Here is a 24,594-nt window from a genome sequence, read left to right on the forward strand (position 1 = left end):
CCTCCACGCTTCTTGCCGTTCCAGGCAATTTGCTGTAGACCTCGCTTAAGGCCCAATTGGTCGAACCAGTTTGCAGGAAAAGGCTGGGGATGCCTTGGGGAGGAACCCTTGCGCCGTCTTTCGGCGACGCATGCCGAAGGCAAACGATATGGACGAATTTGGGAAGGACAGACCATGCATCTTTCGACGCACAACTGGATGCGGGCGGAACCATTGGAGACGACGCTCAAGCGCATCAAGAAGTTCGGCTATGAGTCGATCGAGATTTCCGGCGAGCCCGAGCAATACAAGACCAAGGAGACGCGGGCGCTGTTGAAGGAGCATGGCATTCGCTGCTGGGGCGCGGTGACCTTGATGCTGGGCGAACGCAACCTTGCCGCCAAGAACCAGGGCCAGCGCGAGCGCTCCGTGCAGTACGTCAAGGACGTGCTGACCATGGTCAGCGAGCTCGATGGCGAGATCATCACGCTCGTCCCCGCGACGGTCGGCAAGGTCGTGCCGGACGGCACCGAGGAAGAGGAATGGAAATGGGTGGTCGACGCGACCCGCGAATGCTTCACCCATGCCAAGAAGGTCGGCGTCAAGATCGCCGTCGAGCCGCTCAACCGCTTCGAGACCTACCTGTTCAATCGCGGCGCCCAGGCACTGGCGCTAGCCGACGCGGTCAGCCCCGAATGCGGCGTATGCCTCGACGCCTACCACATCCATATGGAGGAATTTAACGTCTACGACGCCATCCGTAAGGTCGGAAAGCGCTTGTTCGACTTCCATGTCGCCGACAACAACCGCTTCGCAGCCGGCCTCGGCCAGATCGATTGGCCGAAGATCGTTGCCACCTTGAAGGAAGTCGGCTACGACGGCGCGCTGACCAATGAATTCGTCGCCCCGGTCGACCGCACGCCGGCGGCACCCTATCCCGAAATGGTCGAGCGCCACCCGGTCGATATCTCGCCTGAGCAGCTGAAGTTCATCCAGGACCACGGCTCCAGCGTGCTGACCGAGAAATTCTACACCGACCAGATGCGCATCACCGCCGAAACGCTGCTGCCGCTGATCAAGTAGTCGACGACTGTTGGGAAATTTGCCCTTTCGCCCTGACCGGCGGCGGGGCTGGGGAAAGACATGCGCATCAAGACCGTCCAAGCCTGGTGGGTCCGCATCCCGATCGAAGCCGCTCGGCAGCACCGCAGCGACTTCGGCCAGGTGACGACCTTCGACGCCGCCATCCTGCGCATCGAAACCGATGACGGACTGGTCGGCTGGGGCGAAGGCAAGAACGCAGCCGGCAGCGCCGGCAGCTACGGCGCCCTCGTCCATATGCTGAACCAGGAGGTCGGGCCGCAGCTGATCGGCCGCGATCCGGCCGACATCGGCATCATCTGGGAAATGCTCTACAACGGCGTGCGCCACGACAGTGCCGCCCGCGCCGGCCACGCCATGCCGCAACTGGCGCGGCGCGGCATGAGCATCGCCGCCATCAGCGCCGTCGACATCGCGCTTTGGGATATCCTCGGCAAGTCGCTCGGCCAGCCGGTCTGGCGGCTGCTCGGCGGCCGCAAGATCGACCGCATGCAGGCCTATGCCTCGGGCGGCTGGGCGTCCGCCGATGCCATCGGTGAACAGTTGAAATCCTACATCGCCCGGGGCGGCTTCAAGGCGCTGAAGATGCGGGTCGGCGCCATGGATGGCGCCGCCCACGTCTCGGCGGCCCGCGTCCGCGCCGCGCGCCAGGCGCTCGGCCCCGATGTCGAGCTGATGGTCGACGCCCACGGCACCTATACGGTGGCGGAGGCCAAGCGCTTCATCCACCTCGTCAACGACCTCGACCTCGCCTGGTTCGAGGAACCGGTGATCGCCGACGACAAGCCGGGCATGGCGGAAGTGCGTGCCTCCGGCGCCGTGCCGATCGCCACTGGCGAAAGCGAGGCGACGCGCTATGCCTTCCGCGACCTTGCCGTGCTCAAGGCCGCCGACATCTTCCAGCCCGATCCCGCCTTTTGCGGCGGCATCAGCGAGGCGATGAAGATCGGCACCATCGCCAGCGCCTTCAATCTGCGCTTTGCGCCGCATCTGTGGGCCGGCGCGCCCTGTTTCTTCGCCGGGCTGCATGTCTGCGCCGCCTCGCCGTCGAGTTTTACCGTCGAATATTCGCTCGGCGCCAACCCGATGATCCACGATCTGATCGAAGAGACTGTCGAAGCACAGGACGGTATGATAGCGATCCCGGAAAAGCCCGGATTGGGATTCACCGTTTCTGAGCGATTCCTGGAGGCGCACGCGCAACGCAATTGACGATGAAAGAAAAGAACCTTCTCGCGGAACTCGCAGCCTATCTGTTCTCCCACTCGGACAAGGAGAGCGGCCGCACCCCATCCGAACGTGAACTGGCGGAGCATTTCGCCGTCAGCCGCGGCCAGATCCGCGAGGCGCTGGCCATCCTCGAAGCCATGCGCATCGTCGAGCGGCGCGCCAAATCCGGCATCTACATCGACACCAAGCAGGCGAGCGTCGAGGCGCTGGCGCTGTTCGCGCGCGCAGGCCTGCCGCTCGATCCCTTGCAGATTTACGAGACGGTCGAGTTGCGCAAGATCCACGAGATCAAGGCCGCCGAGCTTGCCTGCTCGCGCGCCACCGAGGAGAATTTCGAGCGGCTGCGCGAGATCCTCAAGGCTTCCGAGGAACGCATCGCCGCCGGCGAAGGTCTGGCCAAGGAGGACCGCGAATTCCACCTCGAGATCGTGCGCGCCACCAAGAACAGCGTCTTCCACAACATCTGCAGCGTCTACTATCTGATGGGCGAACAGCGCCTGCCGATCTACTTCAATGACCCCGAACGAAGCGTGCGTTCGCATGCCGAGCATGTGCAAATCTACGAGGCGCTGCTGCGCCGCGACGGCAATCTCGCCCAGGCGCTGATGAGCGCCCACCTGCAAGGGGCGGAGAGCTACTGGAAGGGCCTGATCGAGGGCGGCATGGCGGCTGCGCCCGCGAGCCCGGCGCTCGAAAAGGCCTGAGAATGGCCCAGACCGTGCCGAAGATCCTGTCGACCCATCCGCTGCACCCGCGCGCCTCGGCCAGGCTCGCCGGCGCCGGCCAGCTCGTCATCGCATCGGCGCTCGATCCCGCCACCTTGACCCGGGAGGCCAAGGACGCCGACATCGTCATCGTGCGCGCGCCGCTGCCACCGGCGCTGTTCGAGGGCGCCTGGAAGCTGAGGGCAGCCATCCGCCATGGCGCCGGGCTCGACATGATCCCTATGGAGGCGGCGACCGCCGCCGGCGTGCTGGTGGCCAATGTGCCGGCGGTCAATGCCCGTTCGGTCGCGGAACACGTCATGTTCGCCGCACTTGCGCTGCTGCGGCAATTCCGCAGGGTCGACCGCGACCTGCGCGCCAAGGGCTGGCTCGCCGGCCGCGAGCATGCCAACGCCAACATCGAACTCGCCGGCAAGACCATCGGCATTGTCGGCCTCGGCGCCGTCGGCCAGGCCGTCGGCCATATCGCTGCGCACGGTTTCGACCTCAAGGTGGTGGCAACGACGCGCAGCATGCAGCCGGCGCCCGAGAAAGTCGGCTTCCTGTCGATCGACGCGCTGGTCGAGCAAAGCGACATCATCGTGCTCTGCTGCCCGCTGACGCCGGAGACGCGTGGCCTGATCAGCCGCGAGCGCATGGCCCGCATGAAACCCAATGCGCTTTTGATCAACGTTTCGCGTGGGCCGGTCGTCGATGACGACGCCCTGATCGAGGCCCTGCGGGAGCGCCGCATCGGCGGTGCGGCACTCGACGTGTTTTCGACGCAGCCGCTGCCCTCAAATCATCCCTATTTCGGCTTCGACAACGTCATCATCACCCCGCATATGGCAGGCATTACCGAGGAATCGATGATGCGCATGGGCATCGGCGCGGCGGGCGAAGCGTTGCTGGTGCTGGACGGCAAGCTGCCGTTCAATCTGCGCAATCCGGAAGCGGCCGATCACTATCGGCGGCGTTTTCCGCTCGACCTATAGCAATCGCTGTTTCGCCCCAATTCTCCGCGACGGTGCGGCCATGTCCGGTCTTCGCCTCGCATTCCTGATTGCCGCAGCCTCGCCCATCGGCGCCCTGCCGGCGTTCGCCGCCGCCCAGAGCAGCTATGTCTATTGCGACAATGGGTTGCGCTGCTTCAAGGCGCCCTGCCCGTCGAACAGCGCTCTCGACCTTGCCACCGGCAAGATCATCAAGGGTGTGTCGATCGACGCCAGCGGATTGCCGCAGGCCGACAAGGCGATAACGGATCAGTCCGACGTGCTTTACAACGGGAAAATCGTCGTCAGGGGTTCGATCCAGCACCGCACCCAGACCATCACCGGCAAGGATTACAGCCTGTCTTGGCTGGTCGCGACACGCATCGTACGCACCGCCAAGGACAGCGAACGCAAGCATTGTTCATCGCACTGATCCGCAACTGAGATCCACGACCGGTCAGCCGCCCAGCAGCCTCTCCACTTCGGCGGCTATCCGCAGCAGACGCCGGTCATGGCCGTTGCGCGCAACCAGCATCAGCCCAGCCGGTAGCGCCATATCAGGCATCGGCAGCGAGATCGCGCAGAGATCGAACTGGTTGGCGACCTGCGTGTTGCGCAGCAGCAGGCCTTCGACGCGGTCGCGCAGCTCGGCATCCTTGGCCATGGAAACGATGGTCGGCGCCATCACCGGCGTGGCCGGCAGGACCAGCACATCTACCGAGGCCAATCGCTCATCCATGGCAGCGATAAGCGCGGCGCGGCGGCGCAACGCCCTGATATAGACCGGCGCCGGCAGCATCGCCGCCCGCGACAGCGGCCCGCTGACATGCGGGTCGACCGGCACCGACGCCCCCGTCGCCAACCAGTCGGCATGCACTTCGGCCCCCTCCATGGCAGCGATCGAGCCCCGCTTGGTGGCGGTCCTGAACTCCGCGATCATGTCGTCGATCACCAGATCGGCCATGCGCGCGCCGGCCTGTTCGATCTTGCCGAGCCAATGCTCGAACGCCGCGGCAACTTCACCTTCGGTGTCGCCAAAAAGAACGCCGCGCGGCACACCGACCCGAAGTCCCGCGAGCGATACGGCCGCCAGTTCGGTCGGCACCTCGCCGGCCATCACCGCGTCCGCGGCGGCACATTGCGCAACGGTTGGGGCAAGCGGCCCGATCGAGTCCAGGGTGCCGGACAGCGGAAAGGCGCCGGTCAGCGGCACCCGCCGCGCCGTCGGCTTGAAACCAACCACACCATTGAGCGCCGCCGGAATGCGGATCGAGCCGCCGGTATCGGAACCGATGGAGATATCGCTCGTCCCCTCGCCGACGGAAACGCCGGCGCCTGAGGACGAACCACCGGGAATACGGCTGGCATCGACGGCATTGCCTGGCGTGCCGTAGTGCATGTTGTCGCCAATCGCCGTGAAGGCGAATTCGGTCATGTTGGTCTTGCCGATGATGACCGCACCGGCTTGCCGAAGCCGGCTGACGATGGCGGCGTCGCGCGCGGCGGGCACAGCGGTCTTTCGCATCAGCGAGCCGGCCGTGGTCGCCTCGCCGGCGACATCGAACAGATCCTTGACCGAGACGATCGTGCCGTCGAGCGGTCCGAGGGTCACGCCGGCTCGGCTACGGGCGTCGCTGGCATCAGCCGCCGCCCGCGCGGCGTCGATATAGAGCTTGGTGAAGACCTTTTCGTCGGCCGCACGATTGGCAAGACGTGACAGGATGATTTCGAGACGGTCGCGGATGGATTGCATGTCGATGTCGGACTCCGTCAGGATGCAACGTCTTTAAGGCAGGCAGCCGGTTGGGCCTGCGAAAGGGATGACCCGCCCGCATACCTTTGCACCTGCCAGCGATAGGAAGATACTGATGCTCTACAAAGGCAGCTGTCATTGCGGCAAGATCGCCTTCGAATTCAAGGCGGAACTGACCGGCGCCATCAGGTGCAATTGTTCGATCTGCTCGCGCAAGGGCGCGCTCTTATGCGCCATCCCGCATGAGAGCCTGACGGTCCTGGCCTGGGGCGATGACCTTGGCACCTATACATTCGGCAACCACGCCATGGCGCACCGCTTCTGCCGCGCCTGCGGCATCCACCCTTTCGCGGAGGACGTCCGTGAAGGCACTGAGCGCAGCGCCTATATCAACCTCAACTGCGTCGCCGATGTCGACCCATCCACCTTGTCGATCTTCGACTTCGACGGACGCTCGGCGTGAAGCGATTCCGGATTGCCTAACCGGTACCCGTTGCATCGGCGGGTTTGCCGGAGTGCGTGATCTTGCTGATCAACGAGACGCCCTACGAGACCTACTTGGCGAAGTAACCGGACGCTCTATCCAGCGTGACGCAAGCTGACGCCACTGCCCTTGTCGAAAAGCACCACCTTGTCCGGGTTCCAGGCAAAGCGCACGGGCTGCTCGATAGCGACATCGGTCTTTGCCGGCACCGTGGCGCGCAGCGTCGTATCGCCAACGCGCAGCGTCAGGATCTTTTCGACGCCATGGTTCTCGACATCATGGACGCGCGCTTCGACCGGCGCGCCGCTCTCGAGATAGACGTCTTCCGGACGGATGCCGAAGACGAGCGGGCGACCGTCGGTCGCCGCACTCGCCTTGGCTCCCCCCGCAAAGGGCAGTTCGAAATTCAACGGCGCCATCACCGCGCGGCCGTTTACCAGCTTGCCGTCGATGAGGTTCATCGGCAGCGAGCCGACGAAGCTCGCCACATAGGTGTCGCGCGGATTGTTGTAGATCTCGTGCGGGGTGCCGGTTTGGACGATGCGGCCGTGGTTCAAGACGCCGACCTTGTCGCCCATCGACATCGCCTCGATCTGGTCGTGGGTGACGAACAGGAAGGTGGCGCCGAGTTGTATCTGCAGGTTCTTCAGTTCCGTGCGCAGCGCCTCGCGCAGCTTGGCGTCGAGCGCCGACAGCGGCTCGTCCATCAGGAACACGCGCGGCTTGCGCACGATGGCGCGGCCGATCGAGACGCGCTGCATCTCGCCACCGGACAGGCGATCGGTCTTGCGGTCGAGCAGATGTTCGATCCTGAGCGTGCGGGCGGCGCGGTCGACGCGGTCCTTGATCTCGGCATCGGGTCCTCCGGTCAAGCCGGAGGATGACGGCGTGAGAGTTGAGAGGGCGACGCACACCGACCGGCGCGGACCGGCGCGAGCGCGACCTGCCGGATCGCGTCAGCTGCTGATCATCGCGCTGTCTTGTTGAGAGCGGTGACGACCAGCGCGAGAATCACCGCCGCGGCGGCGATTTCCCACACGAAAGCCTGCTTGTAGAAAGGCGGCGTGGCGAGCTGCGCCTTGCCGGCGAGAGTGTTGGGGTCCGGTGGATTGAGGAAGAAGACGCCGTAGAGATGCGCCGCCGTGATCGAAACCAGCAGCGCAATGCAGAAGACCAGCGCCACGACCAGCGCTACGGTCACCACACTGCGCACCTTGACGCCCGGCTGGGCCAACGGCAGCAGGTTGTTGATGAGTCCGGCAAGCACCACGAGACCGCTGCCGACCGCGTACAGGCCGATGGAAAAGGGTTGGAAGATCAGCACCAGCGCCATGACGCCGAGGCCAATGATGAAGACCTCGAGGCAGTACGCGCCGGCCCGGCTCATGCCGGAAGAACTGTCGCTCATGACCGCACCGCCTTTCCAGCGCCATCGAAGACATGGGTTTGCCTGGGATCGGGGCGTAGATTCAGCGCCTCGCCGACCTTGACCCGCTGGCTTCTCGTCACCACGACGCGGATGTCGGCGCCTGCCGCCGTGCGGGCATGAATAAGGGTTTCGGCGCCCATGGGCTCGATGAGCTCGGCCCGGGCGGAGATGGTGCCACGATCCCCCGTATCGGTCGCGGTGAAGGCGCGGGGGCGGACACCGATCGTCACCCTGCCGGGCTGCAGGCGCGCGACCGCCGCGTCCGTACGGATCGCCAGATTAATGCCGGCCACGGCCATCTCCGCCGTGCCATCGGCGAAGGTCTTGAGGTCGGCCTCGAGAAGATTCATCTGCGGCGTGCCGATGAAGCTCGCCACGAAAGCATTGGCGGGCTTGGCAAAAACCTCGTGCGGTGAGCCGACTTGCTCGATCAGGCCGTCCTTCATGATGGCGATGCGGTCGGCCATGGTGAGCGCTTCGAGCTGGTCATGGGTCACGATCACGGTCGCTTTGGAGAGGCCCTGCAGCACTTCCTTGATCTGGCCACGCATGCTCTGGCGCAGTTCGACATCGAGACGCGACAAGGGCTCGTCGAAGAGGAAGCAATTGGGGTCGCGGACGATGGCGCGGGCCATGGCGGCGCGCTGCTTTTCGCCCTCGGATATCTGGTTCGGCAGCCGGTCGAGAACGTGCTCCAAGTGGAGGATCGCGGCGACGCGGTTGACGCGGGCAGTCCGCTCAGCCCTGGAAATGCCGTCATGATAGAGCGGGAAGGCGATGTTCTCGCCGACCGATGCCGACGGGTAGAGCGCGTAGAACTGGAACACCATGGCGATGTCGCGCTTTTCGGGCGGCAGGTTGTTCATCACCTTGCCGGCGATGACGACCTCGCCGTCAGTGACGCTTTCCAGCCCGGCGATGACGCGCAGGGTCGTCGTCTTGCCACATCCGGACGGGCCGAGAAGGCAGACGACCTCACCGGCGGCCACCGACAGGTCAACGTCCCTGACTGCGGTGAAGGAGCCGAAACGCTTGGTGACTTTGCGGAGTTCGATGGTTGACATCTCAGCGCTTCACGGTGCCGAAGGTAACGCCGCGCAACAGATGGTTTTGCAAGAAGAAGGTGACCAGGAAGACTGGGACGAGGAACAGGGTTTCGATGGCGGCAAGCAAAGTCCAGTCGGTGCCGCGTCCACCCGACGACACGGCCTGGTTCATGGCGACCGGGACCGTTCTCGTGTCGGGCCCCGAGAGCAACAGGGCGAAGAGGAACTCGTTCCAGGTGAGGATCAGGCCGAACACGAACGTGGCGGCGAGCCCGGCAATGACCTGGGGCAGGCAAATCTTGAAGAACACCCGCATTCCGGACGATCCGTCGATGCGGGCGGCATCCTCGACGTCTGGCGACAATTCATCGAAGAAGCTCTTCATCATCCAGATGGTGAAGGCCAGGTTGAAGGCGGTGTAGAGCATGATGATGCCGAGATACGAGCCCGACAGGCCCACTACGCGGAACATCAGGATCACCGGAATGATCACCACAATCGCCGGCAGCATGCGCGTGGTCAGGATGATGAACAGGTAGGTGTCATTGCCTTTCAGCGGATAGCGCGAGAAGCCGAAGGCCGCCAGGGTGCCGATGACCAGCGCCAGCAGCACCGACGCCGAGGCGATGAAGATCGAGTTGAAGAAATAACGGTCGAATCCTGTCGCTTCCGGGGCACCGTCCGGCGTCATCGAGCGGGAAAAGACGGACCCAAAATTTTCGAGCGTGGGCTTGAACACAAAATGGTCCGGAATCAAGCCGAACAGCGACGTGGGCGACAGCGTTGGAGGCACCAGGAGCGCGTCGCCCTGCGGTTTGAAGGCGGTGAATATGATGAACAGCACCGGCAGAAAATAGATAAAGGCGACGATGGCCACGGCGAGCGTCCGCCCCCAGCCGGCCTTGTCTACTCCGCTGGCCCTGCCGAAGCCGAGCTTTCCCAATATCGATTCGGCCACGGGTCAGGCTCCCTTCGTACGGCGGTTTGCGAGGTACAGGTAGAGGTTGGTGAGAACGATCACCATGAACAGCATCAGATAGGAGATCGCCGCGCCCTCACTCGTCTTGTTCTGCTCGTTGGCGATGCGGATCAAGTGATAGGAGATCGTCAGTGTGTCGTTGCCGCCCTTGGTGAGGAGGATGACGAGATCCGCCAGCTTGAATGCCTCGATGGTGCGGAAGAGAAGGGCCAACATCAGAAGGCCGCGGATGTAGGGGAAGGTGATCATCCAGAATTGCCGCCAGCTGGAAATACGGTCGATGGCAGCGGCCTCGTAAAGGTATTTCGGCACCGAGACGAGGCCCGCCAGTACAAGGAGCATGACGAAGGGCGACCACATCCATGCGTCGGCGAAAACGATTCCCGCCACGGCACCGACTTTGTTGCTCATCAGGATGAACTGGTTGCCGGAGATGGAATTGATGACGTAGCTGAGAATCCCGAATGTCGGGTCATAGTAGTAGGTGAAGAACACGCCAGAGGCGACAACCGAAAGCATCATCGGTGTCAGCACCAGGATCAACAAATACTTGCGCAGCGGAAATTGCTTGGCGAACAGGATGGCCAGCAGAAAGCCGACGATCATCTGCGCGGAGACGGTGAACACGACGAACATGGCGGTATTGATCAGCGCGCCCCAAGTCGCGTGAGCAGCGAGATCGTTGGTAAGGATCCGGACGTAGTTCCCGAGTCCGACGAAGCGGATCGTCTGCTGGTTTGCCTGGTAGGCGAAGAACGAAAGGCCCAGCGACCACAGCAGGGGGAAGATATTCATCACAAACAGAACGGCGATTGCCGGAGCGACCAGCAGGGCGCCGAAGTAGTGGCGGCGATACGCGTTGACGGTAAATGCGGCCGCGACCAACGCCGCCGCGGCGCCCACCACCCAGAAGGAGACAGCCGCCGGCAAGCCCGCCATTGATATGGCCGACACGACGACAGCGACAGCGATGGCGAGTTTCCAGTTGTGGGCAACAACCGCGGTAAGGCGTGGTGTCAGCAGCGTGCTTGAAACAGCGGTCATGGGAGTCCGAAATATGGAGCGCCTGGCGAGGCAATGATGGGGAGCGGCTTTGCCCGCTCCCCGCAGCTATGTCGGAAGGTTACTGGATAAGGCCAGCGTTCTTCAGGAGGTCCTCCTGGAACTTGGCGATGTTATCCAGGGTGGTCTTGGCGTCCTGCTTGCCAGTGATGGCTAGGTCGTACTGGTCCTGCTGCTGGGTGAGCAGTTCGAAGAACTGCGGCACGTGCCACATGTCCTTCTGCCAGTCGAGCGAGTTCGCCCAGGCGCGGTCCCACGGACGATAGGTCACGTATTTCGGATCGCTGTAGACCGACTTGATCGCGGACTGGCCGCCGGCGGCGGCGAACTGGTGCTGGATATCGGGCGAGAGCCACCACTTCACGAAGCCCACCGCTTCCTTGATTTGCTCAGGCGTCGTCCAGGTGGTGAGGACGAAAGGCTGTCCGCCGATCTGTGACGTACGATTCACCTTTCCGTCGGGGCCGCGCAGGCCTGGCGCCAATCCGAACACCAGCTTGTCGGCAACCTTCGACGTCTTGGGATCGAGCGAGGCTTCACCGAGACCGATCCAGTCGATGTTCATGGCCACCTTGCCTTCACGGAACAACTGGTCCGAGACGAAGATGTCCATGGTGCCCGTCTTGACCACCGGCGGCATGTACTTCAGCAATTTGAGGAAATGCTCCATGCCCTCGATGGACTTCGGGGAGTTTACGACGCCTTCGGCATGTCCGGTCGGGGCCTTGGTTTCATCCCAGATGCCGCCGCCATGCTGCCAGACGAACGTGTGGACCGAGCTCGTCGAGAAGTCGTAGCCTTTGCCTGCCTGATAGGCGATGCCGTAGAAATCGTCATCCAGCACCTGGCCGGCGAGCTTGTCGCCCTTCTTGCGCTGGAAGAATTCGCCAACATGCTCGAACGTGTTCCAGTCCATGGCGTCGATTTCTTCGCCGGTGCAGGGCAGCTTCTCATTGTACTTCGCCTTGAAGGCGGCCTGCTCGTCGTCGTTGCAGAGCACGTCCTTGCGGCCGTAGGTGACCAGCACGTCCGGGAACTGCGGGAAGCCGTAGTAGTTCGGCGTGCTGTTGGGATAGGTCGAGTAGGCGTTGAGCACGGCGGGATGCATCGACTCCATCGCCGCCTTGAGTTCCGGGTCGGCATCGATGAGATCGTTGATCTTGCGGAAGTAGCCGCCTTCAACGAAGGCGCCCAACCACTGCGAGTCCGACACGATGAAGTTGTACTTCTTTTCGCCCGAGGTCAACGAGGCGTTGACGCGGGTGTAGAAATCCGGCCACGGAATGAAGTCGACATCGAGCTTCACGGTATTGCCAGACTTGGGCTTGTACTGCTCGTCGAAGAACTTCTTCATAATGCGGGTCGGGGGCCAATCCGGCACCGCCATCGTCAACGTCACTTCTTCGGCAGAGGCATAGGTCACGCCTCCCACCAGTAGCGTGGCAGCGAAGCTTGCGGCTGTCGCTAGCCCTTTCACTTTGGTCATCGCCGTCATTCGCGTTTCCTCCCTTGGTTAACCGGATTGCTTCTCGCCGTTCGCGTCAGGTCATTGCCTGGCCGCTCACGGCGCGGAAGACGTGGATTTTCCTGTTATCGATGGCGATCGATGCCGAATCGCCGGTCCTGATGCTGGCGGCGATCGCTTCCGGCAGCACCATGCGCAACATCTCGCCGCCGGCCTCGACCGAGACGATCGTGATGTCGCCGAGCGGTTCGACCAGATGCACCTTCGAGGCAACCCCGGCTTCGCCCTTGGTGGCGAGCCGAATGTCGCTCGGGCGAATGCCGATCAGCGCGGCCTCGCCGGCATCGGCAGTCTTTGGCGCCGTCGCCGGAACCAGAGTCCCGAGCGGCGTGTCGAAAGACCTGGTGTCGGCGCGCACCGAGGCCGTGAACAGATTCATGTGCGGCGAGCCGATCTTGCTGGCGACATAGGTATGGATCGGGTGCTCGTAAAGCTCGTCCGGCGTGCCGATCTGGACGATGCCGCCATCGCGCATGACGGCGATCGTCTCGCCCATCGAAAGAGCCTCGAGCTCGTCGGGCGTGGCATAGATCACGGTCATCCCGAACTGGCGGTGCAGCCGCTTCAGCTCGGCGCGCGTCTCGTGCCGAAGCTTGGCGTCGAGATTGGTGAGCGGCTCATCGAGGAGAAGAATCTTTGGCCGGCGGATCAGGGAGCGACCGAGCGCGACGCGCTGCTGCTCTCCGCCGGACAGGGTTGCCGGCTTGGCCTTCAGGCGGTGTGTCAGCTTCAGGATCTCGGCGGTCTCTTTCACCCGCTTGTCGATCTCGGCGCGCGCGGCTTTCTCCTCGCGCAGCGGATAGGCGAGATTGTCGTAGACCGTGAGGTGGGGGTAAAGCGCGAAAGACTGGAAGACCATCGAGATGCCGCGGCCGGCGATCGGCGCATGGGTCATGTCGCGGCCGCCGATCTCAAGCGTGCCGGAGTCGGCCTGGACGAGGCCGGCGATAGTGCGCAGCGTCGTTGTCTTGCCAACCGAGCTCGGCCCGAAGAGTACGAAGAAGCGGCCTTCGTCGACGGCGAAGCTCAGGTCGTTGATGGCACGCACGGATCCATAGGCTTTGCTGAGCCCATCGAGGCGCAGCGCAATCCCCTTGCCGGCACTGGCGCGAGGCGACGTCTGCGTCACGATGCGCCACCTCGTGCGGACGGAACACGCGCCATCCGTGTGATCCTCCTCGCCCTGCCGAAATGGACTGCGGCTGTCATTCCCGATCCGCCTTTTCTTTCCTAATCTGGTATTACCAATTTAAGATGCTCGTCAAGCGCTTTCTTAAAATTTGCTGTCACCAAAATAAGCTGAACACGTCCGCTATATGTGGGTATTTCCTTCATTTTTGGCAATTCTCCACCTTCATCCCGTTCGCAAAACGCCAATCCCCAAAATCACTGAAATCGCCGACCTTCAAATCTGGTCGAACCAGATTCGCTCCGAGCTACCGCGGCGACCGCCCCGGATTGCCCTCGACGCCCCCCCCAATCCGGTCCGCGTCGGGAGAAGTCTCATATCCTGCATCCGCCTTCGTCCAACCCTCCTCCATGCCCAACTCACGCCGCCACCACCACTGGTCAGGATGGCGTCCGGAGTCGCGCCTGGCGCACCAGCGCTGAGGCCGCCCACCGGGCGACGGCCAGGGCCTTGCCGCTGTCCAGGCCCCAGATGTCCTTCAGCACAATCAGCAGTTCGACGCCGAAAATCAGCGACAGCGCCTGCGCCAGGCGCTCGAATTCGCGCGGCGGCAGCTCGCCCCTCAGTGGCGCAAGCGCATCCTCCAGCAGGTCCATGCGATGGCCACGGGTGAAGGGTGGCTCGCCGCCCAGCGTGCCGGCCTGGCGCCGCGCCCATTGATCGAGCGACAGCTTCAATGCCGCCTTGAATGTGGCTTCGAACGCCTCGATGCGCGGCATGGCGGTGTCGAACAATTCGATGACCCGGCGCTCGGCATCGGCGGAGGTCGATTGCCAGGTGAGGATTGGCCCCAGCCCCTCGTCGACGACGGCCTGCACCAGTGCGGCCTGGCTCGGAAAATAACGATAGGCGGTGGCGCGGGAAACCTCGGCCGCCTCCGCAACCTCGCTGACCGACGGCGTGACGCCCGCCTGCATCAGTCTTGTCGCTGTCTCGAGCATCAGCCGTTTCGTACGCGCGCGCGGTCCTCGCTCCAGCGCTGGGCCGCTTCCCCACTCGGCGTCGTCGCTCGCCGTGGATTGTTGACGTGAGACATCCATATCAATACGATACGCGCGTCTCAAAAATTTGCAATGACCTTCGCATCGTCGAACGGCCGGGCAATGAGCGGCAGACGCATCGCGCCTGCCTGGATTGGGGAACGCAATGAAGCGCATCTATGTGGTGGGCACCGCCGACACCAAGGGCGAGGAACTCGCCTTCCTGGCCGATGCGATCGCTGCAACGGGTGCCGCCGTTTCCCGCGTCGATGTCGGAACGCGCGACGCAACAATACCCGTCGACATCAGCGCGAACGACATTGCCGGCCACCACCCCGGCGGCAGTGACGCCGTGCTCGGCGGCGATGATCGTGGCGCCGCGGTAGCCAGCATGGGCGTCGCCTTCACCCGCTTCGTCCAGTCGCGAAACGACATCGCCGCCATGATCGGCATTGGCGGCGGCGGCGGCACGTCGATCATCACAGCGGGCATGCGCGCGCTGCCGCTCGGCCTGCCGAAAATCATGGTCTCGACGCTCGCCTCGGGCGACACGGCTCCCTATGTCGATGTCTCCGACATCATCATGATGCCGTCGGTGACCGACATGGCCGGGCTGAACCGGCTCTCCCGCGTCGTGCTGCACAATGCCGCCCAGGCGATAGCGGGCATGGCGGCAAGGCCGGCGCCGCCGCCCGATGGCAGGCCGTCGATAGGGTTGACCATGTTCGGCGTCACCACGCCTTGCGTCAGCGCCATCGCCGACCAGCTTCGCTCCGCGTATGATTGCATGGTCTTCCACGCCACCGGCACCGGCGGCCGCAGCATGGAAAAGCTGGCCGACAGCGGCCTGCTGTCCGGTGTCATCGACATCACCACGACAGAGGTCTGCGACCTGTTGTTCGGCGGCGTCTTGCCGGCGACGGAAGACCGCTTCGGCGCGATCGCCCGCACCGGCCTGCCCTATGTCGGCTCGGTCGGCGCGCTCGACATGGTCAATTTCTGGGCGCCCTCGACCATTCCGGAACGCTATCGCGGACGGCTGTTCTACGAGCACAATCCCAACGTCACGCTGATGCGCACCACTGCCGACGAGTGTCGCAAGATCGGCGAGTGGATTGGCGGCAGGCTCGCCCTCTGCGAGGGGCCGGTGCGTTTCCTCATCCCGGAGAAAGGCGTCTCGGCGCTCGACATCGAGGGCGGCACCTTCTTCGATCCGCAGGCCGACGCCGTGCTGTTCGACGCCATCGAGCTCTCGATCAAGCCGAGTGCGACGCGCCGCGTCACGCGCTTGCCGCTGCACATCAACGACCCCGAATTCGCCAGGGCCGCGGTCGCGGCCTTTCTCGAAATCGCCAGACACTGAGGTTCCAGAATATGCCCGCCATACCGCGCAAGGACATACTGAAGAAATTCAGGGGAATGATCGACAAGGGCGTGCCGATTGTCGGCGGGGGCGCCGGCACCGGCCTGTCGGCCAAGGCCGAGGAGGCCGGCGGTATCGATCTGATCATCATCTACAATTCCGGCCGCTACCGCATGGCCGGACGCGGCTCGGCCGCCGGCCTGCTCGCCTATGGCAATGCCAACGAAATCGTCAAGGAAATGGCCTATGAGGTGCTGCCGGTGGTCAGGCACACGCCGGTGCTGGCCGGCGTCAACGGCACCGACCCGTTCGTCATCATGCCGCTGCTTCTGGCCGAGCTGAAGACGATGGGCTTTTCCGGCGTGCAGAATTTCCCGACCATCGGCCTGTTCGACGGTAGCATGCGGCAGAGTTTCGAGGAGACCGGCATGGGCTTCGGGCTCGAGGTCGACATGATCGCCGAGGCGCACAAGCTCGACCTCTTGACCACGCCCTATGTCTTCAACCCGGACGAGGCGCGCGCCATGACCAAGGCCGGGGCCGACATCGTCGTCGCCCATATGGGCGTGACGACTGGCGGCTCGATCGGCGCCACCTCGGCCAAGTCGCTCGACGATTGCGTCGTCGCGATCGACGCCATCGCCGACGCCGCCCGCTCGGTGCGCAAGGACGTCATCTTGCTTTGCCATGGCGGGCCGATCTCCATGCCGGACGATGCCCGTTACATTCTGTCTCGCGCCAAGGGCCTGCATGGCTTCTATGGCGCGAGCTCCATGGAGAGGCTGCCGGCGGAAGCCGCGATTGCCCGGCAGACGGCCGATTTCAAGGCGGTGACGCTTGGCGGCGACAAAACGACCGCGAAGAAAAAGAAGGGATGAGATCATGACCGACAAGAGCAAGCTGTTTGTCTATCCGAAGGACGTCGGCGCCTTCGGCTTCGATTGGGGCCGACTGGCCCTGACAGTCGCTCCGGAAGTGAATGGCGCTGAGCGCTTTTCCGGCGGCGTCGTCGATCTGCCCTCCGGCAAGGGCCACACCCGCCACAACCATCCGGGCGCCGAGGAAATCATCTTCGTCATCTCCGGCCATGGCGAGCAGATGGTCGAGGACGAGAAGGGCAATCCGGTGGTCGTGAAGGTCGGCCCCGGCTGCACCATCTATGTGCCGGAGAGCCGTTTCCATTCGACGCTGAATACGGGCGACGGGCCGATGCAGCTGTTCGTTGTTTACTCGCCGGCTGGGCCGGAACTGGTGTTGCGCGAACTGCCGGATTTCCGGCTGATTCCCGTGGGGCAGTGATAAAGTTTTATAGGGCGGCGCCGCCCCTCATTGTCCTGCCGGACATTTCTCCCCGTAGAACGGGGAGAAAGACGCTGTCATCGACGACTGCTCCCTTCTCCCCGTTCTACGGGAAGAAGGTGCCGGCAGGCAGATGAGAGGCGCCGGCCTTGGTCTTAAAAGGTCCCACCCCTGTTCCACCCCCGACCCCGGTCGCCGAACATCACATAGCCGGTGTCAGTCACCGCTAGCGTGTCCTCCAGCTTGATGAAGCCGCGCGTCGGATGAAGCATGGTCGTCTCGACCGACAGCACCATGTTCTTTTCCAGCGGCTTTGCCGCATAGGTGCCTTCATAGGCCACCGGGTGGTTGGTCATCAGGAACGGCGCTTCATGCGTGATCAGCCCCATGCCATGGGCGAAGAAATCCGTATAGGACGCAACCTTCGATGCCTTCAGCACACCCTCGGCGTGAGAAATCATGTCGCCGCCCAGCGTGCCGGCTTTCACCTTGGAGAACGCCGCCTGCTGCACGGTTTCGACCTCGGCCAGCAGGTCCTCGAGTTCGGCATCTGGCTCGCCCAGAATGCCCATGCGGCAGAGGTCGCCGATATAGCCGTGATAATTGCCGCCGGAATCGATCGACAGCACCTCGCCCTTCTTCCATGCCTGCGGCGAGGCGGCGCGGTTGTGGCTGGAGCCTAGCGTCAGCAGGCAATATTCGAAATGCGCGCCGCGATTGGTCTCCTCGCGCCGCAGCTGTTCGATCATCTCGGCCTTGGTCGTGCCTTCGCGCGCCCAGGCGATGGTTGCCAGCATGGAATCGGTGATCAGTTCGGAGGCCGTGCGCAGCTTCTCCAGCTCCGCATCGGTCTTGATGGCGCGCATGCGCTCCAGCATGTCGGTGGCGTCGATCAGCTTCGCTTCCGGCAATGCCTTGCGGATCAGCGCGTAGGCGTCCGACGGCAGGAAGCCGGGCTCGATGCCGATGCGCGCAGCAACCTTGCCGATTTTTTGCAGATGTTCGACGGCTAGGTTGGCGGCATCGAGCGTGCCCCAGCAAGCGGCATGCAGCGTCGGTGTCCAGAACGGGTTGTTCTGATGCTCGCCGCCTTCCATGCGGTTGCCGATATAGGCCGCATGATCCGGTCCGCCTTTTTCGTACACGACGATCGGCAGGTAACGGCTATGGCCGATCGCATCCATGGCTGCGAAGAAGATGAATTTGTAGCCGCCCAGCAGATATTGCGTGTTGTGCTTGGAGGTCGCGAGCAGCACATCGATACCGGCCTCCTCCATCAGCCGGTCGACCCTGGCCTGGTCGAACGGAATATTGCTGACGGCATTCTTGCCCGGCGCAATGTTCATCTCTCTCTCCCTGAATTTGCCTGGGATCGACGCTGTTCCGCTGCCAATCCTCTGGCTGTGGATCAAATCTGCACCATTTTGCCCGCTCTGGTCTAGCCAGAAATACGCCAGCGGCGCAGCCAAACGGTCACCAACTCGCCATCTGTCGCATATTCGCCAAATCTGGTCATACCAGAGATCGAATCGAACCCGTTCTCTTGAACTGGTCCAGCGGACGAAAATTTCAAAGCCAAGCAAGGATGCGCCAATTCCGTCTCTGGCGAAACCCTCGGCAAGGCCCATAATCGCTCTCGCAAGGATGTCGATGCACGCGCCGGCATCCGAGGGGTGTTGTCGCGCCGATCGGGTCGCGGAGAGGACGGAGTTCGATCATGTCAGGTTTCACGATTTCGAGACGCAAGATGCTTGCCGGCTCGGCGATGCTGCTGGCCTCCACGGCCATGCCGACATTGGGCTGGGCGCAGACGCCCAAGAAGGGCGGCCGGCTGGTGCTCGCCGCCGATTCCGAGCCGCGCAACCTCAACCCGGCGATCGTCGCCTCCAACGGCGTCTTCTTCATCTCCAGCAAGATCGTCGAGACGCTGGCCGAAGCCTCCTTCGACGGCAAGGACGGGCTCGCGCCACGCCTGGCGCTGAGCTGGGAAGGTGCCGCCGACGGGTTGTCGGCGACGTTCAAGCTGCGCGACGGCGTCAAATGGCATGACGGCAAGCCGTTCACCTCGGCCGATGTCGCCTTCTCGGCGCTGCAGATCTGGAAACCGCTGCAGAATCTCGGCCGCACCGTGTTCAAGGATCTGGCCAGCGTCGAGACGCCTGACGATCTCACCGCGGTGTTCAAATTCGCCAAGCCGACGCCGTTCCAACTGATCCGCAACGCACTGCCGGCGCTGAGCAGCGTCGTGCCGAAACACATCTACGAGGTCGGCAAGATCGAGGACAACCCGGCCAACACCGCGCCGATCGGCACCGGCCCGTTCAAGTTCGGCGAGTACAAGGCCGGCCAGTATTACCGGCTGACGAAGAACACCGACTACTGGGGCAAGGACGAACCCTATCTCGACGAGATCATCTACCAGGTGCTGCCCGACCGCACCTCGGCCGCCAGCGCGCTGGAAGCCGAGGAGATCCAGCTCGCCGCCTTCTCCGCCGTGCCGCTGGCCGACCTCGACCGCATCTCCAAGGTGCCCGGCCTGAAGGTGATCACCAAAGGCTATGAGGGGCTGACCTACCAGCTCGTCGTCGAGATCAACCATCGCCGCAAGGAATTGGCCGATTTGAAAGTGCGCCAGGCGATCGCGCACGCCATCGACAAGGACTTCGTCGTCAAGACGGTATTCCTCGGCTATGCCGCGACCGCCACCGGCCCGGTGCCGAAGAACGATCCGCAATTCTACACCGCCGATGTCCCGACCTATGCCTTCGACGTCGCCAAGGCCAACGCGCTGCTCGACGAGGCCGGCTACAAGAAGGGCGCTGACGGCAACCGCTTCTCGCTCAAACTTTTGCCGGCGCCCTATTTCAACGAGACCAAGCAGTTCGGCGACTATCTGCGTCAGGCGCTCGCGGCCGTCGGCATCGACGCGCAGCTGGTCAACAACGACTCCGCCGCGCATATCAAGGCCGTCTACACCGACCACGCCTTCGACCTCGCCGTCGGCCCGCCGGTGTTCCGTGGCGACCCGGCGATCTCGACCACCATCCTGGTCCAGAGCGGCATTCCCGACGGCGTACCGTTCTCCAACCAGGGCGGCTACAAGAACGACGCTCTCGACGCGCTGATCGCCAAGGCCTCGGAAACGCTCGACACGACGGCCCGCACGGACCTCTACAAGGAGTTCCAGAAAGAGGTGGCCGCCGACCTGCCGCTGATCAACGTTGCTGAATGGAGTTTCATCAGCGTCGCGCGAGACATGGTCGGCAATATTGCCAACAATCCGCGCTGGGCGGTCTCGAACTGGGCGGACACGTATCTGGCGGACTAGCGGTATCATCGCGGATGCTTGCGCATCGTTTGAGTGAGTGCTCATCATCGGCGATGAGAGTTCCCTCACGCTCCCTCTTGTCCTGCCGGAAAGCACCCGCCTTACCCTCCCCCTTGTGGGGAGGGTCGACGAGTGGATGCTGCGAAGCGGCAGCCAGTCGGCGGGGTGGGGGTACTGGCGCGAACCTGAAGACCCCACCCCGCTCCGCTTCGCGGATCGACCCTCCCCATAAGGGGGAGGGTAAGCCAACGTGACCCGCGCCCTCATCCTTCTCCGCCGCCGTCTCGTCGGCAGCGTCTTCGTGCTGCTGATCGTCGTCATCGGCACGTTCCTGCTGCTCGAAGCAGCCCCCGGCGATGCCGTTGACGCCTACATCGTCTCGACCGGCGGCGACGCCGGCATGATCGAATTGCTGCGCCATCGCTGGGGCCTCGACCAATCGGAACTGACGCGGCTCGCCAATTATCTCTGGGCGCTGCTGCATCTCGATCTCGGCCAGTCGGTGACCTTCTCCAGGCCGATCCGCGACGTGATCCTCGAACGGTTGCCCAACACACTGCTGCTGATGGTCAGCGCCACCGCGCTGTCCTTCGGGCTGGGCTCTGCGCTGGGCATCTATGCCGGCGCAAGGCCCGGCAGCGCCCGCGACCGCGTCCTGTCGATTGGCTCGTTGGCGCTCTATGCCGTGCCGGGTTTCTGGCTCGGCCTGGTGCTGATCGTCGTCTTCGCCGTCGACCTGCGCTGGCTGCCGATCGGCGGCATCGAGACGGTCGCCTCGGACAAGACCGGCCTCGACCGCGCCTCCGACATCGCCATCCATCTCATCCTGCCGGTGGCCGCACTCGGCTTCATCTACCTCGCGCTCTATCTGCGCATGATGCGGGCCGGGATGGCCGAAGCCTGGCGGCAGGATTTTGTCCTCGCCGCCCGCGCCAGGGGACTGTCGCGCCGCCGCGTTGTGCTCGCCCATGTCGCCCGCAATGCGCTGCTGCCGCTCATCACCATGCTCGGCCTGCAGTCGGCGCAGATGCTGGGCGGCAGCGTCGTCATTGAGAGCGTCTTTTCCGTACCGGGTCTCGGCCGGCTGGCACAGGAAGCGGTGGCTTCGCGCGACACGCCCCTGCTGCTCGGCATCATCCTCACCAGCGCCGTCCTGGTCGTCGTCATCAACCTGCTGGTCGACATCGCCTATGCCTTCCTCGATCCGCGCGTCGGCGCCGGCGAGGCCGGCGCATGAGCCTGATCCGCCGTTTCCTGCGCACCCCCGAGGCGGTCGCCGGCGCCATCCTGCTGGCCGCACTGATTGCGATGGCGCTCATCGCACCGCTGCTGTTTCCCGGCGATCCTCAAGCCATCGCCGGCCCGACGCTGCTGCCGCCCTTCCAGGACTGGTCGCTGCCGCTCGGCACCGATCGGCTCGGCCGCGACGTGCTGGCCGAACTCGTTCACGGCGCCCGCACCTCGCTCGCTGTCGGCCTTGCGGCGGCCGCGGCGGCACTTGCCATCGGCTCGGTGGTCGGCACGCTTGCCGGCTTTGCCGGCGGCCTCGTCGACGAGGTGCTGATGCGCATCACCGATGCCTTCCAGACCGTGCCGAGCTTCCTGCTGGCGCTGGCTTTCGTCAGCGTCGTTGGCCCATCGCTCGGCATTGTCGTGATCGCCATCGCGCTCGGCACCTGGCCTGGCCCGGCCCGTATCGCCCGCGCGGAAGTCCTCTCCATTCGCGAACGCGACTATGTCGCCAGCGCGCGTGCCATCGGCATGCATCCGCTCGAAATCGCCTTTCGCGAGGTATTGCCCAACGCCCTGCCGCCAGTGCTGGCAATGTCCTCGGTGATCGTCGCAGCCGCCATCCTCACCGAGGCGGCGCTATCCTTCCTCGGCCTCGGCGACCCTAACCGTGTCACCTGGGGCGGGATGATCGCCGAGGGCCGTGCCGTGCTGCGCACCGCGCCCTTCCTGTCGATCATGCCAGGTATCGCGCTGGTGCTGACAGTGCTCGGCGTCTATCTCGCCGGTGAAGGCATTGTTGAGACGACAGCGGTCAGGAGAGGTCTGTCGTGAGCGCGCTCGCTTCGATCCGCGACCTGACGGTGACCTATCGCCGCGACGGCAACGTTGTGGCGGCGCTGAAGAACATCAGCCTCGACATCTTGGCTGGCGAGCGCCTGGCCATCATCGGCGAAAGCGGCTCCGGCAAGAGCACGCTGGCGCTGGCGATTGCGGGATTGCTGCCGGCTTCATCAGCGGTTGGCGGAAGAATTGAATGGCCCGGCCTTGGTCGCGCACCCCTCCTTGGCCGCGACATCGGTTTCGTCTTCCAGGATCCGTCCGCGAGCCTCGATCCCGTGATGACCATCGGCAAACAGATCGCCGAAGTCGCCCGCACCCATGTCGGCCTCACCTGGTCCCAGGCATACGCCAAGGCCAAAACCCTGCTCGAACGCGTCCGCCTGCCCGACCCGGATTCGGCCCTGCACGCCTTCCCGCACCAGCTCTCCGGCGGCCAGAAGCAGCGCGTGGCGATTGCCGCCGCAATCGCGGCCGGGCCGAAACTGCTGATCGCCGACGAGGCGACCAGCGCGCTCGACACCATCGTGCAGGCAAAGATCGTCGCCTTGATCCGCCATCTGGTGGCTGAAGACGGCATGACGCTTCTGTTCATCAGCCATGACATTGCGCTGGCGGCCGAACTCGCCGAGCGCATTGCCGTGTTCCGCCATGGCCAACTCGTCGAACTCGGCACGACGGCACGGATTGTCGACGCCCCAGCTCAAGCCTACACCCGCACCTTGCTCGACGCCCATATCGGCCTCGACGCCGTACCGCTGCTGAACCGAGCCGGGCTGTCCGCATGAGCCTGCTCGCCGTGTCCAGCCTCACCAAAAGCTACCGTCGCGGCGGCAAGACCGTCATTGCGGTCGACGACGTCTCTTTTCACATCGAGCCCGGCGAAACACTGGCGCTGGCCGGCCCTTCCGGCAGCGGCAAGTCGACGATCGCCCGGCTGGTGCTGCGCCTGATCGAGCCGGACGCTGGCGCCATTGAATTCGAGCGCGACGACTTCCTGGCCTTGCGCGGCGCAACGCTCAGAGCGCGCCGCGCGCGTCTGCAAACAGTGTTCCAGGATCCGCTTGCAGCCTTCAACCCACGCGCCACCGTGGCGCGTGTCCTCGATGATCCCTTGCGCATCCACGGCATCGCCTCCCGCATCGAGCAGCCGCGCCGCATCGCCGCCTTGCTCGAGCGTGTCGGGCTGGCGGCCGATCTCGCGCGCCGTGCCATCCATGAAATCTCCGGCGGCCAGCGGCAGCGCGTCGCCATCGCCCGCGCCATTGCCACAAGACCATCGCTGATCGTGCTCGACGAGGCAGTCTCGGCACTCGACGTCTCGGTGCGCGGCCAGATCCTCGACCTTTTGCTGGACCTGCAAAGGAAGGAACGGATCGCCTATCTCTTCATTTCCCATGATCTCGGCGTCGTGCGCGCCGTCGCCCACCGCGTCATCCTTCTCGATGCCGGCCGGATCGCCGAGAGCGGCGATGCCCGCGCCGTCATCGACGCCCCGCAATCGGCCATCGGCAAGGCGTTGGTGGCGGCAGCACCAAGGCTCAAAGGAACCACACAGGACGCATCATGACCGCTCCCGAAGCCAGAGCTGAAAAGCTGTCGCGTGAACTCGATTCCGCCTTCCGCAACCGCGCCCATCTCTACCGACTGTTCCTCGAAGAACTGACCGGAGAGCTGGGGTCTGACAGGGCGGAGGCGATCATGATCCGCGCCATCGAACAGCGCGGCAAGGAAGTGGCGGCGGCTGCCTTCGCCAGCTTCGGCGCCAACGATGCACGCGCCATCGGCGAAGCCTTCCTGGCGGTCAGCCCGGATGGCGGCCTGCTGTATCCGACCGATGTCGAACGCGGCGATGACCGCATCGCCTTCAAGGTCAAACGCTGCCCGCTGAAAGACGCCTGGGTCGAGGCTGGCGTTGGGGACGAAAGGCTCGCCACGCTCTGCCGCATCGCCGGCGCCTTCGACCGCGGCCTGTTCGAGGCGACCGGCGTGCGCTTCGACAATGTCACCTGGACGCCCGGCCACGGCTCCGGCTGCTGCCACATCGCGCTGACCAATCGCGATGCCGGCTAAGCAGTTCT

The 24,594-nt window shown here is 64.0% G+C and carries 24 protein-coding genes and 1 pseudogene; 15 read left to right on the top strand and 10 right to left on the bottom strand.

All coding sequences use genetic code 11. From position 1 onward, the window contains the following. Positions 1–174 precede the first annotated feature (174 nt). From FJV80_RS27140 to FJV80_RS27160, 5 genes are read left to right on the top strand one after another with little or no spacing between them, the layout of a single operon-like run. Positions 175–1,062 (top strand): sugar phosphate isomerase/epimerase, encoded by an 888-nt coding sequence (locus FJV80_RS27140; RefSeq protein ID WP_010911615.1) that lies wholly within the window; start codon positions 175–177, stop codon positions 1,060–1,062. A gap of 60 nt (positions 1,063–1,122) precedes the next feature. Next, positions 1,123–2,292, top strand: a complete 1,170-nt coding sequence (locus tag FJV80_RS27145) for a mandelate racemase/muconate lactonizing enzyme family protein (RefSeq protein WP_142877896.1) — start codon at positions 1,123–1,125, stop codon at positions 2,290–2,292. Between the two features lie 2 nt (positions 2,293–2,294). After that, positions 2,295–3,014, top strand: coding sequence for a FadR/GntR family transcriptional regulator (locus tag FJV80_RS27150; protein ID WP_142877897.1), 720 nt, complete (start codon positions 2,295–2,297; stop codon positions 3,012–3,014). 2 nt (positions 3,015–3,016) lie between these two features. Further along, positions 3,017–4,009, top strand: a complete 993-nt coding sequence (locus FJV80_RS27155; protein ID WP_185975275.1) for a hydroxyacid dehydrogenase — start codon at positions 3,017–3,019, stop codon at positions 4,007–4,009. A gap of 40 nt (positions 4,010–4,049) precedes the next feature. Further along, entirely contained in the window at positions 4,050–4,439 is a 390-nt protein-coding gene (locus FJV80_RS27160; RefSeq protein ID WP_142877898.1) for a hypothetical protein, read from the top strand. 24 nt (positions 4,440–4,463) lie between these two features. Here the strand turns inward: FJV80_RS27160 and FJV80_RS27165 are convergent, their stop codons facing one another. Further along, entirely contained in the window at positions 4,464–5,759 is a 1,296-nt protein-coding gene (locus FJV80_RS27165; protein ID WP_142877899.1) for an amidase, read from the bottom strand. A gap of 115 nt (positions 5,760–5,874) precedes the next feature. On the opposite strand from FJV80_RS27165, the gene FJV80_RS27170 reads away from it, so the two are divergent. Further along, on the top strand, positions 5,875–6,222 hold the full coding sequence (locus FJV80_RS27170) for a GFA family protein (protein ID WP_095792560.1): 348 nt from the start codon (positions 5,875–5,877) through the stop codon (positions 6,220–6,222). A 116-nt stretch (positions 6,223–6,338) separates the two neighbouring features. Here FJV80_RS27170 and FJV80_RS27175 read toward each other — a convergent pair. From FJV80_RS27175 to FJV80_RS27210, 8 genes and pseudogenes are all read right to left on the bottom strand, one after another. Beyond that, a pseudogene (locus FJV80_RS27175) lies at positions 6,339–7,097 on the bottom strand (ABC transporter ATP-binding protein); the annotation flags it as partial. Between the two features lie 113 nt (positions 7,098–7,210). Further along, the gene (locus FJV80_RS27180) at positions 7,211–7,651 is read right to left on the bottom strand and encodes a hypothetical protein (RefSeq protein WP_095772406.1); all 441 of its coding nucleotides are present in this window, start codon (positions 7,649–7,651) and stop codon (positions 7,211–7,213) included. Further along, complete coding sequence (locus FJV80_RS27185; protein WP_095787117.1) at positions 7,648–8,736, bottom strand: ABC transporter ATP-binding protein; 1,089 nt, start codon at positions 8,734–8,736, stop codon at positions 7,648–7,650. Before FJV80_RS27185 ends, FJV80_RS27180 begins: the two co-directional genes overlap by 4 nt. Position 8,737: 1 nt before the next feature. Continuing rightward, on the bottom strand, positions 8,738–9,676 hold the full coding sequence (locus tag FJV80_RS27190; RefSeq protein ID WP_095772404.1) for a carbohydrate ABC transporter permease: 939 nt from the start codon (positions 9,674–9,676) through the stop codon (positions 8,738–8,740). Positions 9,677–9,679: 3 nt separating this feature from the next. Next, on the bottom strand, positions 9,680–10,636 hold the full coding sequence (locus FJV80_RS27195) for a sugar ABC transporter permease (protein ID WP_244604648.1): 957 nt from the start codon (positions 10,634–10,636) through the stop codon (positions 9,680–9,682). A gap of 184 nt (positions 10,637–10,820) precedes the next feature. Next, entirely contained in the window at positions 10,821–12,254 is a 1,434-nt protein-coding gene (locus tag FJV80_RS27200) for an ABC transporter substrate-binding protein (protein ID WP_095772403.1), read from the bottom strand. A gap of 46 nt (positions 12,255–12,300) precedes the next feature. Beyond that, positions 12,301–13,413, bottom strand: coding sequence for an ABC transporter ATP-binding protein (locus FJV80_RS27205; protein WP_095772402.1), 1,113 nt, complete (start codon positions 13,411–13,413; stop codon positions 12,301–12,303). Between the two features lie 440 nt (positions 13,414–13,853). After that, positions 13,854–14,513 (bottom strand): TetR/AcrR family transcriptional regulator, encoded by a 660-nt coding sequence (locus FJV80_RS27210; protein ID WP_142877912.1) that lies wholly within the window; start codon positions 14,511–14,513, stop codon positions 13,854–13,856. Positions 14,514–14,619: 106 nt separating this feature from the next. On the opposite strand from FJV80_RS27210, the gene FJV80_RS27215 reads away from it, so the two are divergent. From FJV80_RS27215 to FJV80_RS27225, 3 genes are read left to right on the top strand one after another with little or no spacing between them, the layout of a single operon-like run. Continuing rightward, positions 14,620–15,816 carry a Tm-1-like ATP-binding domain-containing protein gene (locus FJV80_RS27215; RefSeq protein ID WP_142877901.1) on the top strand — a complete coding sequence of 399 codons (1,197 nt, stop codon included), beginning with the start codon at positions 14,620–14,622 and terminating at the stop codon, positions 15,814–15,816. 11 nt (positions 15,817–15,827) lie between these two features. Next, the gene (locus FJV80_RS27220; protein ID WP_095792553.1) at positions 15,828–16,694 is read left to right on the top strand and encodes a phosphoenolpyruvate hydrolase family protein; all 867 of its coding nucleotides are present in this window, start codon (positions 15,828–15,830) and stop codon (positions 16,692–16,694) included. 4 nt (positions 16,695–16,698) lie between these two features. Further along, the gene (locus FJV80_RS27225; RefSeq protein ID WP_142877902.1) at positions 16,699–17,115 is read left to right on the top strand and encodes a cupin domain-containing protein; all 417 of its coding nucleotides are present in this window, start codon (positions 16,699–16,701) and stop codon (positions 17,113–17,115) included. 155 nt (positions 17,116–17,270) lie between these two features. Here the strand turns inward: FJV80_RS27225 and FJV80_RS27230 are convergent, their stop codons facing one another. Further along, positions 17,271–18,461 carry a Xaa-Pro peptidase family protein gene (locus FJV80_RS27230; RefSeq protein WP_095772397.1) on the bottom strand — a complete coding sequence of 397 codons (1,191 nt, stop codon included), beginning with the start codon at positions 18,459–18,461 and terminating at the stop codon, positions 17,271–17,273. 371 nt (positions 18,462–18,832) lie between these two features. On the opposite strand from FJV80_RS27230, the gene FJV80_RS27235 reads away from it, so the two are divergent. From FJV80_RS27235 to FJV80_RS27260, 6 genes are all read left to right on the top strand, one after another. Next, the gene (locus tag FJV80_RS27235) at positions 18,833–20,443 is read left to right on the top strand and encodes an ABC transporter substrate-binding protein (protein ID WP_142877903.1); all 1,611 of its coding nucleotides are present in this window, start codon (positions 18,833–18,835) and stop codon (positions 20,441–20,443) included. Positions 20,444–20,693: 250 nt separating this feature from the next. Continuing rightward, positions 20,694–21,680, top strand: a complete 987-nt coding sequence (locus FJV80_RS27240) for an ABC transporter permease (protein ID WP_095772394.1) — start codon at positions 20,694–20,696, stop codon at positions 21,678–21,680. Then, positions 21,677–22,507, top strand: a complete 831-nt coding sequence (locus FJV80_RS27245; RefSeq protein ID WP_095790636.1) for an ABC transporter permease — start codon at positions 21,677–21,679, stop codon at positions 22,505–22,507. The genes FJV80_RS27240 and FJV80_RS27245 overlap by 4 nt, the downstream gene beginning before the upstream one ends. After that, the gene (locus FJV80_RS27250; RefSeq protein ID WP_179296132.1) at positions 22,504–23,301 is read left to right on the top strand and encodes an ABC transporter ATP-binding protein; all 798 of its coding nucleotides are present in this window, start codon (positions 22,504–22,506) and stop codon (positions 23,299–23,301) included. Before FJV80_RS27245 ends, FJV80_RS27250 begins: the two co-directional genes overlap by 4 nt. Beyond that, complete coding sequence (locus FJV80_RS27255) at positions 23,298–24,083, top strand: ATP-binding cassette domain-containing protein (RefSeq protein WP_142877904.1); 786 nt, start codon at positions 23,298–23,300, stop codon at positions 24,081–24,083. Before FJV80_RS27250 ends, FJV80_RS27255 begins: the two co-directional genes overlap by 4 nt. After that, complete coding sequence (locus FJV80_RS27260) at positions 24,080–24,586, top strand: L-2-amino-thiazoline-4-carboxylic acid hydrolase (protein WP_142877905.1); 507 nt, start codon at positions 24,080–24,082, stop codon at positions 24,584–24,586. The genes FJV80_RS27255 and FJV80_RS27260 overlap by 4 nt, the downstream gene beginning before the upstream one ends. Positions 24,587–24,594: the final 8 nt, after the last annotated feature.

Source organism: Mesorhizobium sp. WSM4310, assembly GCF_007003935.1.
Lineage (GTDB): Bacteria > Pseudomonadota > Alphaproteobacteria > Rhizobiales > Rhizobiaceae > Mesorhizobium.

What these genes read in the sequence shown, in the direction of transcription:
- FJV80_RS27140 (WP_010911615.1), top strand. Translation starts at nt 175, where the DNA reads ATGCATCTTTCGACGCACAACTGGATGCGGGCGGAACCATTGGAGACG.
- FJV80_RS27145 (WP_142877896.1), top strand. Translation starts at nt 1,123, where the DNA reads ATGCGCATCAAGACCGTCCAAGCCTGGTGGGTCCGCATCCCGATCGAA.
- FJV80_RS27150 (WP_142877897.1), top strand. Translation starts at nt 2,295, where the DNA reads ATGAAAGAAAAGAACCTTCTCGCGGAACTCGCAGCCTATCTGTTCTCC.
- FJV80_RS27155 (WP_185975275.1), top strand. Translation starts at nt 3,017, where the DNA reads ATGGCCCAGACCGTGCCGAAGATCCTGTCGACCCATCCGCTGCACCCG.
- FJV80_RS27160 (WP_142877898.1), top strand. Translation starts at nt 4,050, where the DNA reads ATGTCCGGTCTTCGCCTCGCATTCCTGATTGCCGCAGCCTCGCCCATC.
- FJV80_RS27165 (WP_142877899.1), bottom strand. Translation starts at nt 5,759, where the DNA reads ATGCAATCCATCCGCGACCGTCTCGAAATCATCCTGTCACGTCTTGCC.
- FJV80_RS27170 (WP_095792560.1), top strand. Translation starts at nt 5,875, where the DNA reads ATGCTCTACAAAGGCAGCTGTCATTGCGGCAAGATCGCCTTCGAATTC.
- FJV80_RS27180 (WP_095772406.1), bottom strand. Translation starts at nt 7,651, where the DNA reads ATGAGCGACAGTTCTTCCGGCATGAGCCGGGCCGGCGCGTACTGCCTC.
- FJV80_RS27185 (WP_095787117.1), bottom strand. Translation starts at nt 8,736, where the DNA reads ATGTCAACCATCGAACTCCGCAAAGTCACCAAGCGTTTCGGCTCCTTC.
- FJV80_RS27195 (WP_244604648.1), bottom strand. Translation starts at nt 10,636, where the DNA reads ATGGCGGGCTTGCCGGCGGCTGTCTCCTTCTGGGTGGTGGGCGCCGCG.
- FJV80_RS27200 (WP_095772403.1), bottom strand. Translation starts at nt 12,254, where the DNA reads ATGACGGCGATGACCAAAGTGAAAGGGCTAGCGACAGCCGCAAGCTTC.
- FJV80_RS27210 (WP_142877912.1), bottom strand. Translation starts at nt 14,513, where the DNA reads ATGGATGTCTCACGTCAACAATCCACGGCGAGCGACGACGCCGAGTGG.
- FJV80_RS27215 (WP_142877901.1), top strand. Translation starts at nt 14,620, where the DNA reads ATGAAGCGCATCTATGTGGTGGGCACCGCCGACACCAAGGGCGAGGAA.
- FJV80_RS27220 (WP_095792553.1), top strand. Translation starts at nt 15,828, where the DNA reads ATGCCCGCCATACCGCGCAAGGACATACTGAAGAAATTCAGGGGAATG.
- FJV80_RS27225 (WP_142877902.1), top strand. Translation starts at nt 16,699, where the DNA reads ATGACCGACAAGAGCAAGCTGTTTGTCTATCCGAAGGACGTCGGCGCC.
- FJV80_RS27230 (WP_095772397.1), bottom strand. Translation starts at nt 18,461, where the DNA reads ATGAACATTGCGCCGGGCAAGAATGCCGTCAGCAATATTCCGTTCGAC.
- FJV80_RS27235 (WP_142877903.1), top strand. Translation starts at nt 18,833, where the DNA reads ATGTCAGGTTTCACGATTTCGAGACGCAAGATGCTTGCCGGCTCGGCG.
- FJV80_RS27245 (WP_095790636.1), top strand. Translation starts at nt 21,677, where the DNA reads ATGAGCCTGATCCGCCGTTTCCTGCGCACCCCCGAGGCGGTCGCCGGC.
- FJV80_RS27255 (WP_142877904.1), top strand. Translation starts at nt 23,298, where the DNA reads ATGAGCCTGCTCGCCGTGTCCAGCCTCACCAAAAGCTACCGTCGCGGC.
- FJV80_RS27260 (WP_142877905.1), top strand. Translation starts at nt 24,080, where the DNA reads ATGACCGCTCCCGAAGCCAGAGCTGAAAAGCTGTCGCGTGAACTCGAT.